Source organism: Streptomyces sp. NPDC003042 (genome assembly GCF_053591315.1).
This window is the reverse complement of the sequence record NZ_JBSFTP010000057.1, coordinates 10,976-22,875: the sequence shown is the minus strand read 5'-3', so window position 1 is coordinate 22,875 and position 11,900 is coordinate 10,976. Positions and strand designations below refer to the sequence as shown.

10 protein-coding genes are annotated in these 11,900 nt (G+C 71.4%); 6 read left to right on the top strand and 4 right to left on the bottom strand.

Going from position 1 to position 11,900, the window contains the following annotated elements:
* Nucleotides 1-71 precede the first annotated feature (71 nt).
* The 3 genes from ACWDYJ_RS25110 (at nt 72) to ACWDYJ_RS25100 (ending at nt 3,233) form a co-directional block, all read left to right on the top strand.
* A complete protein-coding gene (locus tag ACWDYJ_RS25110; protein WP_451567842.1) occupies nt 72-1,358 on the top strand; it encodes an ATP-binding protein in 1,287 nt (428 codons plus the stop codon).
* A complete protein-coding gene (locus ACWDYJ_RS25105) occupies nt 1,355-2,044 on the top strand; it encodes a LuxR C-terminal-related transcriptional regulator (protein ID WP_451567841.1) in 690 nt (229 codons plus the stop codon). Before ACWDYJ_RS25110 ends, ACWDYJ_RS25105 begins: the two co-directional genes overlap by 4 nt.
* A 73-nt stretch (nt 2,045-2,117) precedes the next feature.
* On the top strand, nt 2,118-3,233 hold the full coding sequence (locus tag ACWDYJ_RS25100) for an alpha/beta hydrolase (RefSeq protein WP_451567840.1): 1,116 nt from the start codon (nt 2,118-2,120) through the stop codon (nt 3,231-3,233).
* Between the two features lie 25 nt (nt 3,234-3,258).
* On the opposite strand, the gene ACWDYJ_RS25095 is transcribed toward ACWDYJ_RS25100, so the two are convergent.
* The gene (locus tag ACWDYJ_RS25095; RefSeq protein WP_451567839.1) at nt 3,259-4,326 is read right to left on the bottom strand and encodes an NlpC/P60 family protein; all 1,068 of its coding nucleotides are present in this window, start codon (nt 4,324-4,326) and stop codon (nt 3,259-3,261) included.
* 164 nt (nt 4,327-4,490) lie between these two features.
* Nucleotides 4,491-5,402, bottom strand: coding sequence for an alpha/beta fold hydrolase (locus tag ACWDYJ_RS25090; RefSeq protein ID WP_451567838.1), 912 nt, complete (start codon nt 5,400-5,402; stop codon nt 4,491-4,493).
* A gap of 124 nt (nt 5,403-5,526) precedes the next feature.
* On the opposite strand from ACWDYJ_RS25090, the gene ACWDYJ_RS25085 reads away from it, so the two are divergent.
* Together ACWDYJ_RS25085 and pcrA are read left to right on the top strand one after the other, a co-directional pair.
* Nucleotides 5,527-5,886, top strand: a complete 360-nt coding sequence (locus tag ACWDYJ_RS25085; RefSeq protein ID WP_451567837.1) for an ArsR/SmtB family transcription factor — start codon at nt 5,527-5,529, stop codon at nt 5,884-5,886.
* 12 nt (nt 5,887-5,898) lie between these two features.
* Nucleotides 5,899-8,418: a DNA helicase PcrA gene (gene pcrA, locus ACWDYJ_RS25080; RefSeq protein WP_451567836.1), complete on the top strand. Its 2,520-nt coding sequence runs from the start codon at nt 5,899-5,901 to the stop codon at nt 8,416-8,418.
* A gap of 48 nt (nt 8,419-8,466) precedes the next feature.
* On the opposite strand, the gene ACWDYJ_RS25075 is transcribed toward pcrA, so the two are convergent.
* Both ACWDYJ_RS25075 and ACWDYJ_RS25070 read right to left on the bottom strand, forming a co-directional pair.
* Nucleotides 8,467-9,936, bottom strand: coding sequence for a peptidoglycan DD-metalloendopeptidase family protein (locus tag ACWDYJ_RS25075; RefSeq protein ID WP_451567835.1), 1,470 nt, complete (start codon nt 9,934-9,936; stop codon nt 8,467-8,469).
* Between the two features lie 236 nt (nt 9,937-10,172).
* Nucleotides 10,173-11,024 (bottom strand): esterase/lipase family protein, encoded by an 852-nt coding sequence (locus ACWDYJ_RS25070; protein ID WP_451567834.1) that lies wholly within the window; start codon nt 11,022-11,024, stop codon nt 10,173-10,175.
* Nucleotides 11,025-11,235: 211 nt separating this feature from the next.
* On the opposite strand from ACWDYJ_RS25070, the gene ACWDYJ_RS25065 reads away from it, so the two are divergent.
* A complete protein-coding gene (locus tag ACWDYJ_RS25065) occupies nt 11,236-11,637 on the top strand; it encodes a cobalamin B12-binding domain-containing protein (protein WP_401180222.1) in 402 nt (133 codons plus the stop codon).
* Nucleotides 11,638-11,900: the final 263 nt, after the last annotated feature.

The following is an 11,900-nucleotide window of genomic DNA, read 5'->3' as shown; positions in this document are numbered from 1 at the left end:
GATATCCCCCGGGCAGAACTGGGGGGATGCCCTGATGCCGCGGCGCCTTCGCGCGTGTGACCATCGGTGACATGCCCGTAGCCGCCGCCCCCCGCATCCCGCTCGTACCGGACCCGGAGCCCGTCCCGCAGCGCAAGCTCTACCGCAGCGCCGACGGCCGGATGCTCGGCGGAGTCGCGCGCGGCCTCGCGGGGCACCTCGGGCTGCCGGTGATCTGGGTCCGGCTCGCCTTCCTCGGCATGTTCATGTTCGGGGACGGCCTCGGGGTGCTGCTCTACGCGGCGTTCTGGGTCTTCGTACCGCTCGGCGTGGGCGGCAGGACCGCACAGCAGTCCTTCTTCGAAACCCTGCCCGACGGCAGCCGGCGCCTGCGCAAACCCGGCAAGGGGCAGATCACGGGCCTGATCGCGCTGACCGTCGGAGTCGGCATCTTCGTCTCCCAGCTCAGCGTCGGCGGCGAGAGCGGCCGCTACGTCTGGCCCACCCTCCTCGTCGGGGCGGGCGTGGTGCTCGTCTGGCGCCAGGCCGACAACGCCCGCCGCGCCCACTGGAGCGCCGCCGCCGGACGCCACGTACGGCTCCTCCAGGTCACCCGGGCCCTCGCGGGAGTCGCCCTGGTCGGAGTCGGGCTGACCGTATTCCTCGTCGTACGGGGCTCCGCGGCCCAGCTCGGCAACGTCCTCACCGCCACCCTCGCCGTCCTCGTCGGCATCGCCCTGCTCGCCGGGCCCTGGCTCATCCGGATGACCCAGGACCTCTCCGAGGAACGGCTGATGCGCATCCGCGCCCAGGAACGCGCCGAGGTCGCCGCCCACGTCCACGACTCCGTGCTGCACACCCTCACCCTGATCCAGCGCAACGCCGAGGACGTCGGAGAGGTACGCCGCCTCGCGCGGGCGCAGGAGCGGGAACTGCGCAACTGGCTCTACAAGCCGGAGGGCACCGGCAAGGACGAGGCCGAGGAGCCCGCCACCCTCGCGGAGGCCGTGAAGAAGACCGCCGCCGAGGTGGAGGACCACCACGGCGTCCCCATCGAGGTGGTCGTCGTAGGGGACTGCCCGCTCGAGGAGAAGCTGGCCGCACAGATCCAGGCCGCGCGCGAGGCGATGGTCAACGCGGCCAAGTACGGTGGCGAGGGCGGACCGGTGCAGGTGTACGCGGAAGTCGAGGGGCGCACGGTGTTCGTGTCCGTACGGGACCGCGGACCCGGCTTCGACATTGACGCGGTACCGGACGACCGCATGGGCGTACGAGAATCGATCATCGGCCGGATGCAGCGCAACGGCGGGACCGCGCGACTGCGCTCCGCGCCCGACGGCGGCACGGAAGTCGAGCTGGAGATGGAGAGGACGGCATGACCGAGGACAGCGCTGTGGAGGAGACCAGGCAGGTCCGGGTGGTGCTCGTCGACGACCACCGGATGTTCCGCACGGGAGTACAGGCGGAGATCGGGGACACCGACCGGACCGGCGTCGAGGTCGTCGGCGAGGCGGCCGACGTCGACCAGGCCGTCACGGTCATCACCGCCACCCGCCCCGAGGTGGTGCTCCTCGACGTCCACCTCCCCGGCGGCGGGGGGGTTGAGGTGCTGCGGCGCTGCGCCCCGCTGATGTCGGCGGCCGAGAACCCGGTGCGGTTCCTGGCCCTGTCGGTGTCGGACGCGGCGGAGGACGTCATCGGGGTCATCCGGGGCGGCGCGCGCGGGTACGTCACCAAGACCATCACCGGCGCCGACCTGGTGAAGTCCGTCTTCCGGGTCCAGGACGGCGACGCGGTGTTCTCGCCGCGCCTGGCCGGCTTCGTCCTCGACGCCTTCGCCTCCACGGACGCGCCGCCGGTGGACGAGGACCTGGACCGCCTCACCCAGCGCGAGCGCGAGGTGCTGCGGCTGATCGCGCGCGGGTACGCGTACAAGGAGATCGCCAAGCAGCTGTTCATCTCGGTGAAGACGGTGGAGTCCCACGTCTCGGCGGTCCTGCGCAAGCTCCAGCTCTCCAATCGCCACGAACTGACCCGTTGGGCGACGGCGCGCCGCCTGGTCTGACCGGCCGGTGTGATCCACACCGCAGTCGGCGGGAGCAACCGGGCCGCGTCGCGCCGCACTCTTGGGTGGCGTGATGAGCCTGACGGGTACACCCCTCTTCGCGACGGCGGTCGTACTGACCGCGATCGCCGTCGTCCTGCCGCTGCCGCTGTGGAGCAAGGTGCGCGGCCCTGTCGTCGTACGCGCCGCGACGCGCTGCCTGATGGTGGTGTTCGCACAGGTCATGGCCGTCGCCCTGGTGTTCGTCGGGATCAACAGGGACATGAACTTCTACGCCTCCTGGGGCGACCTCTTCGGCACCGGGAAGTACGTCACCGCCGCCCCCGACCTCGGCCCCGACGGGCTCGGCGGGGCCGACGGGAAGAAGAAGGCCGAGGAGGCGCCGAAGGTGCGCCAGGAGTTCCGGCCCGTCGACGGCCTCGGCGGCCGGGTCCAGAAGACGGAGCTCGACGGCAAGATCTCCGGGGTCAAGGGCGATGTCATGGTGTGGCTGCCGCCGCAGTACGACGACCCGGCCTGGAAGGACAGGAAGTTCCCGGTGGTCGAGCTGATCCCGGGCATCCCCGGGACCGGCAAGTCCTGGTTCCAGGGGCTCAAGGTGCACGAGGTGCTGGAGCCGCTGATGAAGAGCGGCAAGGTGCAGCCCTTCATCCTCGTCTCGCCGCGCGCCATGCTGCTCGGCAACGCCGACACCGGCTGCGCCAACCTCCCCGGCAAGGTCAACGCGGACAGCTGGTTCAGCGTCGACGTCCGCAAGATGGTCGTCGACAACTTCCGCGCCTCGTCCGAGGCCCGTACCTGGGGCGTGGCCGGGTACTCGGCCGGCGCGTACTGCGCCGCCAAGCTGGCCATCCTGCACCCCGACCGCTACAGCGCCGCCGTCTCCCTCTCCGGCTACAACGACCCGGGCCAGGAGCCCTCCTCGCTGGTCGCCCAGGACCCGGAACTGCGCCGTACGCACCACCTCGTGGCCCTGCTCAAGGCCGCGCCGGCGCCGCCGCCGGTCGCCCTGTGGATGTCCGGATCCCAGCACGACGGCTACCTGTCGGGCATGGACCTCAAGGGCGCCGCGCTGAGCCCGACCGTGGTGCACCCGGAGAAGGTGGTCGGCGGCCACAACCTCGACTCGTGGTCGAAGCAGCTGCCGCAGACCTTCGGCTGGCTGAGTCAGCAGGTCAAGGCGCCGTAGCCGCCGGGTTGGTGGCCGGCGGGTCTCAGGCGGGGCGGGACGCGCCGGACCAGGGCATCGAGTCGACCGGGGCCAGGCGGACCGTGGAGCCGGGGCGCGGGGCGTGGATCATCTGGCCGTTGCCGACGTACATCCCGACGTGGGTGATCCCGGAGTAGAAGAAGACCAGGTCACCGGGGGCCAGCTGGTCGCGGGACACGCGCCGTCCGGCATTGATCTGGGTGTACGTGGTGCGGGGGAGGGAGACCCCGGCCGAGCGCCAGGCCGCCTGGGTCAGGCCCGAGCAGTCGAACGAACCCGGTCCCGTCGCGCCCCAGACGTACGGCTTCCCGATCGCCCCGTACGCGAAGGCCACCGCGCGCGCGGCGCGGGATCCGTCGGCGGGACGCGGGGGCGCGCTGTGCGGGCGGGCGGGGGTGGCGGCGGCCGGGATGGCGCTGGTGGGGGCGGGGCCGGTGGACTGGGCCTCGTAGGCGGCCCGCTCCTCGGCCGTGAGCCGGGACAGCAGGCGCTTGGCGGTGCTGAGCTTCCCCTCGATGACGGCCTTGTGCTCGGCGAGTTCGCCCTGCCGGGCCCGCAGGTCCGCGAGGCGGCCCGCCGCCTTGTCCCGCAGGTCCCCGACCTGGTCGAGGCCCCGGCGTACGGAGGAGACCTCGGAGGCGGTGCGGTGTCCGGCCCGGGTGAGCAAGGAGGCCCGGTCCAGGTAGTCCTGCGGGTCGGTGGCCATCGCCAGCTGGAGCGCGGGGCCCAGGCCGCCGCTGCGGTACTGGGTGGCGGCGAGGGAACCGAGCGCGCTGCGGGCCGCGTTGAGCCGGTCCGCCCGGCGGGCGGCCTCCTCGCGCAGGCCGGTCAGGCCGCGCTCGGCCTCGTCGGCCTTCTCCTTTGCCCCGTTGTACCGCTCCGTCGCGGCCTCGGCCTCCTCGTAGAGCCGGTCGACGTCCGCCTTCACCTGGGCCGGTGTCTGGACGGGGTCGGCGTGGGAGGTGCCTTCGAAGGCGGTGGCGGTGGCAGCGCCCGCGAGGGCGAGGGTGGCGGCGGTCCGTACGGTGCCGCCGGAGAGCGGGCGCTGCCTGGGCTTTCGATGACTGGCCACGGGGGCCTCACGTCCTTCCGTTGGTCTTGGGGGAGGACGCTAAGCCCGCAGGTAACGGGGAGATGACGAGATGAACCGAACTGGTCGGTCATGAACGGGTTTGACCGGTCAGCGCCAGAGAACGGCGATAAAGATGTTGATCACGGTCGGTCCGAGGCCGACGATCAGCCGAAGAAGCGCGTGAGTTCGGCCACGACGGCCTCCGGCCGCTCCTCCGGCAGGTAGTGGCCGCTGCCGTCGACGCGGACGACCCGGGTGTCGGTGCCCAGCGCCGGCACGGTGGCGGCGAGGTACGCGTAGTTGGCGTGCTCGCCGCCGAGCGCGAGCAGCGGGGCGGTCACGGGGGCGTACGTCGCCAGGTCGGCGATGTCCTGGTGGAAGGTGCGGTACCAGTCGTTGCCTGCCCGGATCGCGTCCGGGGAGTCGTAGGCGCGGGCGTACACCGCGCGGGAGTGGGCGTCGACGGTGGCGGGGTCGTCGGCCGCCGTCGAGAACAGCCAGTCCAGGAGCAGGTGGTAGCGGCCGGTGAGGAGCTGCTCGGGCAGGCCGTGCACCTGGTTGAAGGCGAACCACCACAGGTGCGGCATGCCGGGCTGGGGCAGCAGCGGCATCCGGGTCCAGTCCTCGGTGGGGTGCGCGACGTCGAGGAGGGCGACCCGGCCGGTGGCCTCGGGATGGTTGGCGGCGTGGGCGTAGGCGACCATCGCGCCGATGTCGTGGCCCGCGAAGTGGGCCCGTTCCAGGCCGAGGTGGTCGAGCAGGGCACGGTTGTCGGCGGCCATCGTCTTCTTGTCGTATCCGGTGGCGGGCTTCGCGGAACCGCCCATGCCGCGCAGGTCCACGGCGATCACGCGGAACCGCCGGGCCAGGGCGGGCATCACCTTGTGGAACTGCCACCAGGTCTGCGGCCAGCCGCCGAGGAGGATCAGAGGTTCGTGCGTGCTGTGGGGGCCGCTGTCCACGTAGTGCAGGCGGGTGCCGTTGACGTCGGCGTGGTGGCTCGTGAAGCCGCCGTCGAGGGAGGCGGCGAGCGCGGCGTCGTCGAGGGGGAGGGCGAGGGTGGTGGGAGCGGGCATGGCGATGTCCTTGTGTGCGTCGATGACCGTTCGAAGATCTCGAACGATCTGGACAGTACGAGGTCTTCGTACGATCCCGCAAGGGTGGGCGGGATTCCGTACGAGATTTGCGTACAGTGGGTCCATGGCTGCCACTGCTGCTGAGCTGACCCACCCCGCCGCCGACCGCATCGAGCTGGTCGAGGTCCTGGCGGCGCTCGGGCACCCCGTCCGGCTGGAGATCGTCCGCAAGCTCGCCTCCGGCGAGGAGGCCTTCTGCGGCGAGGTCGTGCCCGACCTGCCCCGGTCCAGCGTCACCCACCACCTGCGGACGCTGCGCGAGAGCGGAGTGATCTGCCAGCGGCCCCAGGGGCGCAAGCTCTTCCTCGCCCTGCGCCGGGAGGATCTCGAACGGCGCTTCCCCGGACTGCTGGAACTCGTCCTCCGAAGGCCGGACACCGCCGAATTTCCGGGGCCGGGACCGGCTGTCGGTCCCGCCCTCTAGACTCGGAATGCGATGAGCAGCCTCTTTGACGACAGTTTCCTGACGGACTTCGCCCCCTCCGACGAGGTCCCGCCGCCGCCCGAGGATCACCCCGCCCCCGAACGGGGCGCGGACGATCTCTTCGGGGGCAGGTTCGACATGCCCATGAGCGGTGGAGGAGCCGGGGACGCGTACTACCGGGACGGCGCGCCCCGGCCCGTCATCGACCCGGCGGCGCTCCTGGAGGGGCTGAACGAGGAGCAGCGCGCGGCCGTGGTGCACGCGGGCTCGCCGCTGCTCATCGTGGCCGGCGCCGGCTCGGGCAAGACCCGCGTGCTGACCCACCGCATCGGCCACCTGCTGGGCGCGCGGGGCGTCCACCCCGGGCAGATCCTGGCGATCACCTTCACCAACAAGGCCGCCGGTGAGATGAAGGAGCGCGTCGAGGGCCTGGTCGGGCCCCGCGCGAACGCCATGTGGGTGATGACCTTCCACAGCGCCTGCGTCCGCATCCTGCGCCGCGAGTCGAAGCGGCTCGGCTTCACCTCGTCGTTCTCGATCTACGACGCCGCCGACTCGAAGCGCCTGATGGCGCTCGTCTGCCGCGACCTGGACCTGGACCCGAAGAAGTTCCCGCCCAAGGCCTTCAACGCCAAGGTCTCGAACCTGAAGAACGAGCTGATCGACGAGGACGCCTTCGCCGACCAGGCCGTGGACGGTTTCGAGAAGACGCTGGCCCAGGCGTACGCGATGTACCAGGGACGGCTGCGCGAGGCGAACGCGCTCGACTTCGACGACATCATCATGACCACGGTGCACCTGCTCCAGGCGTTCCCGGAGGTCGCCGAGCACTACCGGCGCCGCTTCCGCCACGTCCTGGTGGACGAGTACCAGGACACCAACCACGCCCAGTACACGCTCGTGCGCGAGCTGGTCGGCACCGGCTACCCGGACCTGCCGCCCGCCGAGCTGTGCGTCGTGGGCGACGCCGACCAGTCGATCTACGCCTTCCGCGGCGCGACCATCCGCAACATCCTCCAGTTCGAGGAGGACTACCCGAACGCGACGACGATCCTGCTGGAGCAGAACTACCGCTCCACGCAGACGATCCTCTCGGCCGCCAACGCCGTCATCGAGCGCAACGAGAACCGCCGCGCCAAGAACCTGTGGACGCAGGCCGGCAGCGGATCGGTGATCACCGGCTATGTCGCGGACACCGAGCACGACGAGGCGCAGTTCGTCGCCGACGAGATCGACCGGCTGACGGACGCGGGCGAGGCCAAGGCGGGCGACGTCGCGATCTTCTACCGGACCAACGCCCAGTCGCGTGTGTTCGAGGAGATCTTCATCCGGGTCGGGCTGCCCTACAAGGTCGTCGGCGGGGTCCGCTTCTACGAGCGCAAGGAGGTCCGGGACGTTCTGGCGTACCTGCGCGTCCTGGCGAACCCGGAGGACAACGTCCCGCTCCGCCGGATCCTGAACGTACCCAAGCGCGGCATCGGCGACCGGGCCGAGGCGATGATCGACGCTCTCGCGATGCGCGAGAAGATCACCTTCCCGCAGGCGCTGCGGCGCGTGGACGAGGCCTTCGGGATGGCGGCGCGGTCCACCAATGCCGTCAAGCGGTTCAACGTACTGATGGAGGAACTGCGGACCATCGTCGACTCCGGCGCCGGACCCGCCGTCGTGCTGGAGGCGGTGCTGGAGCGCACCGGCTACCTCGCCGAGCTCCAGGCGTCGACCGACCCGCAGGACGAGACGCGGATCGAGAACCTCCAGGAGCTGGCGGCCGTCGCGCTGGAGTTCGAGCAGGCACGGGACGCCGACAACCCCGGCACCCTCGCCGAATTCCTGGAGCAGGTCGCGCTCGTCGCAGACTCCGACCAGATCCCCGACGAGGACACCGAAGGCACGGGCGTCATCACGCTGATGACCCTGCACACCGCCAAGGGCCTGGAGTTCCCGGTGGTCTTCCTGACCGGCATGGAGGACGGGGTCTTCCCGCACATGCGCGCGCTGGGTCAGACCAAGGAGCTGGAGGAGGAGCGCCGCCTCGCCTACGTCGGCATCACGCGGGCGCGCGAGCGGCTGTACCTGACCCGCTCCAGCATGCGCAGCGCGTGGGGCACCCCCTCGTACAACCCGCCGTCGCGGTTCCTCGAGGAGATCCCGGCGGAATACCTCCAGTGGAAGCGCACCGGCGCGGCGCAGAAGCCGGCGGGGCCGATGCGGAGTTCGGGATACGGGTCTTCGTCTTCGTCGTCGTCGTCCTCGTCGTTCGGAGGCGGGAAGTCCTCGTTCGGCACGTCGCCCGAGTCGTTCCTCTCCTCGTCGCGTACGAAGTCGGGTCCGTCGGGCTTCGCGACGCGCCGGGCCACCGACAAGCCGGTCATCGCGCTGGCCGTCGGAGACCGCGTCACGCACGACCAGTTCGGGCTGGGCACGGTCATGGAGGTCAAGGGAGCCGGCGCGGACGCGCAGGCCACCATCGACTTCGGGGACGACAAGCCGAAGCGCCTGCTGCTGCGCTACGCGCCGGTGCAGAAGCTGTAGGAGGCGCTGCGGCTGCGGCTACCACTTCGGCTGCGACTTCGGCTGTGGCTACCTCGGGTCCAGGCCGTGGCTGCGCAGCCACGCCAGGGGGTCGATCGCGGCGCCGCCGCCGGGCCGTACCTCGAAGTGCAGGTGCGGGCCGGTGGAGTTGCCGGAGCTGCCCGCGTAGCCGATGACGTCGCCGGCCTTGACCTTGCCGGACCGGATCTTGGTGCTGCTGAGGTGGCAGTACCAGGTCTCGGTGCCCTCGGGCGAGGTCACGATGGCCATGTTCCCGTAGGCGCTGTTCCACTGGGTGCGCACGGTGCCGTCGGTCGCGGCCATGACGGGGGTTCCGTAGCCGACCGGGAAGTCGATGCCGGTGTGCACGGACATCCACATGCCGCCGGCCTGGCCGAAGCTGGCGCTGAGGCCGTTCTGCGCGACGGGGACCGCGAACTTGGGGCGGGCCGCTTCCTTGGCCGCCGCCTCCTCGGCCCGCTTCTTCTTGTCGTCTTCCTGGCGCTGCTTGAGGTCGAGGCGTTCCTGGGTGCGGCTCGCGCGGTCCGCGAAGTCGCCGGCGTCGGCGCTGAGCGCGGCCAGCTGCGTGTCGAGCTTGTTGTTCGCCGCGGCCGGCTGGACCTCGGCCACGTCCGGCGCGGCCACCGTGGTCGTGTCCTCGGCCGGCTTCTCGCTGCCGGTGAGCCCGCCGACGGAAGCGGCGGCGACTCCCGCGACCCCCATCACGCAGGCGGAGGGCATGGCCACCGTCAACAGGGCGGACCGCTTGGCCGGGGTGCGGCGGCGGCTGCTGCCGCCGGAGGGGACGGTCTTGGCCGCTTTGCCCGCCTTGCCCGCGTTCTTGGCTCCGGCCCGGCGCGAGGCGCGCGGCTCGGTGGCTGTCGCGGTGGCGGTGGCGGTGGGAGTCGCGGTCGCCGAGGGGGTGACGGGCATGGCCTGGGTGGGCTGGTCGTGGACGGCTTCCGTGAAGGACGGCTCGTCCTCGACGGTGACGGCGAGGGCTTCGAAGACGGCGGTGTCACCGGCGTACGGGTCCGCGTCGGGGACGACCGGTACGACGGAGGTGGCCTCGTAGGCGTAGACCGGCTCCGCGCCACCGCTGTTCCAGGCCGTGGCGTCGTACGTGCCGGTGTCCTGCCCGTAGTCGGGGACCTGCCACTGACCGGACTGGTCCGCGCCCGTGGACTCGTAGCCGAACGAAGTCGGCTGGAAGTCGGCGGTCGGCGTGTTCCAGGCGGTGGAATCCCACTGGCCGCTGGCGCCCTCGGGGACGCTCTGGCTGGGGACGGTCGGAAGGTAAGTCTGCTCCGGGGCCCACGCGGTGGTGTCGTACGTGCCGGTGGACTGGTACGAACCGTACGCGTCGTAGGCGCCGGAAGGGGAGTAGTCCGTGGCGTAGTGGTAGCCCTGACCTTGCGTTTCATAGGAAACGTATGGCTGGTCACCAGCGAAAGTGGTGGTGGAAAGGCCGTCATACCCCGTTTCGGGGTACTGGCCCGACGTTGGGCGGTCGTTCACCAACTTCTCTTTCGCCTCGGCAGTGGGGGCCTGGGTGGCCGGGGAACTCGAGGTTCACCGGAGGAGAGCAGTGGCGTGACTGTACCCGGCGGTTACTGGCGACGACAATCTTCGGCGGGTTTCGGCCTCGCGGGAACCGGGCATTCGGCCGCCTTTCGGTCGCTGAAAGACCGAGCCTTGGCCTTGAGTTCGAAATTCGTTCGAATGTGAGGGGCTGATGAGGTAGGGCGAGGGCCTCAGCCGGCCACGCTCCGGCCCTCGGTCCGGCCCTCGGTCCGAGCGGCGGCGGCGTCGTCCGTGCGGGAGTCGGTGAGGGCCCCGGCGTCGCGGACCGGTCCGTCGAGGGCGCGCCGGACGGCGGTGATGACGGTGGGGTGGACCGGCAGGGCGAGGTGCCCGATACCGGTGACCTGCACATTCGTCGCGTCGAGGTCCGGGTGCTCGAGACGGGCCGTCCCCGTGGGTGCCATCAGCGCGTCGAACTCACTCCAGAACGACACGCACCGGGTCCGGCATCCGGGCGCGGGAGCGCGCAGCTCGGCCATCACCTCGGAATCCGGGCGCATCTGGCGGACCAGCGGGTGCGCGTCCATGAAGGGGGCGACGCGGGTGCCGGAGTGCGGGGTGCCGAGGGTGATCAGCGTCCCGACGCGCGCGTCGCCGCCGAGCCGCTGGACGTAGTACCGCGCGACCAGCCCGCCGAGGCTGTGCCCGACGAGGTCCACCCGGTCCTGGCCGCTGCGCTCGCACAGCTCCTCGACGCGGCGGGCGAGGTGACGGGCGGTGACGCGCAGATCGCGGCTGAAGGGCGAGTAGTTGTACGTCTCCACCCGGCGCCTGCCGCCGCCCGCGCCGAGGGCGCGGCGCAGCAGCACGAAGACGGAGCGGTTGTCGGTGAACCCGTGCAGCAGGAGAACGGGCGGCCGCTGTCCGGGGGGCGCGGGGGTGGGGCCGGGCGCCGGGCGTTCCTCGCGGATCCCGGTGGGATAGAGGAGCAGATGCCCGGTGAGCACGACCGCCTCCAGCGCGGCGGCCCGTAGGGCGGCCCCGGTGCGCGACACGGGCAGCGGCGTGATCGACAGCCCCACGGAAGGCCTCCCCTTGACCTCTCGGGTACGCGGCTGTGCGCCGCCGACGCGGCCCCGCCACCGTGCCGCGCGGCTGTCGGCGCGGTGGCGGGGCGACTCGGCGGTGATGAATCAACGGCGTCCCACGTGTGATTTCCCCCTCGTGGTTGACCGCGAAACGGTGCGGTGCGCAATGCTGTACTTAACGTTCGTTCACTCGGGAGGCAGTGCGATGGGTGTGACCGGTCCGATCCGTGTGGTGGTGGCCAAGCCGGGTCTCGACGGCCACGACCGCGGCGCGAAGGTGATCGCGCGTGCGCTGCGTGACGCGGGCATGGAGGTCATCTACACCGGCCTCCACCAGACCCCCGAGCAGATCGTGGACACCGCCATCCAGGAGGACGCGGACGCCATCGGCCTCTCGATCCTCTCGGGCGCGCACAACACGCTGTTCGCCCGCGTACTCGAACTCCTCAAGGAGCGGGACGCGGAGGACATCAAGGTCTTCGGCGGCGGAATCATCCCGGAGGACGACATCGCCCCCCTCAAGGCCAAGGGCGTTGCCGAAATCTTCACCCCGGGCGCCACCACGACGGCGATCGTCGACTGGGTCAACACCCACGTCCGCCAGTAGCCTGCCGGCTGTTTACCGGGACCCCGCCGGGCCGGGGCCACCCGTGCCCTTGCAGGGCTGCGCCGGGGCCGGGGCCTGGTCCCAACCCATGGCCGGGCCGCGCCCAGGTCCTCCCGCCTGTCAGGGGTGTGCCGGCCTCAGCCCTTGCCGGGCCGGGCTGCGCCCAGGTCCCGCCTGTCAGGGGTGTGCCGGCCTCAGCCCTTGCCGGGCCGGGCTGCGCCCAGGTCCCGCCTGTCAGGGGTGTGCCGGCCTCAGCCCTTGCC

What these genes read in the sequence shown, in the direction of transcription:
- ACWDYJ_RS25110 (WP_451567842.1), top strand. Translation starts at nt 72, where the DNA reads ATGCCCGTAGCCGCCGCCCCCCGCATCCCGCTCGTACCGGACCCGGAG.
- ACWDYJ_RS25105 (WP_451567841.1), top strand. Translation starts at nt 1,355, where the DNA reads ATGACCGAGGACAGCGCTGTGGAGGAGACCAGGCAGGTCCGGGTGGTG.
- ACWDYJ_RS25100 (WP_451567840.1), top strand. Translation starts at nt 2,118, where the DNA reads ATGAGCCTGACGGGTACACCCCTCTTCGCGACGGCGGTCGTACTGACC.
- ACWDYJ_RS25090 (WP_451567838.1), bottom strand. Translation starts at nt 5,402, where the DNA reads ATGCCCGCTCCCACCACCCTCGCCCTCCCCCTCGACGACGCCGCGCTC.
- ACWDYJ_RS25085 (WP_451567837.1), top strand. Translation starts at nt 5,527, where the DNA reads ATGGCTGCCACTGCTGCTGAGCTGACCCACCCCGCCGCCGACCGCATC.
- pcrA (WP_451567836.1), top strand. Translation starts at nt 5,899, where the DNA reads ATGAGCAGCCTCTTTGACGACAGTTTCCTGACGGACTTCGCCCCCTCC.
- ACWDYJ_RS25065 (WP_401180222.1), top strand. Translation starts at nt 11,236, where the DNA reads ATGGGTGTGACCGGTCCGATCCGTGTGGTGGTGGCCAAGCCGGGTCTC.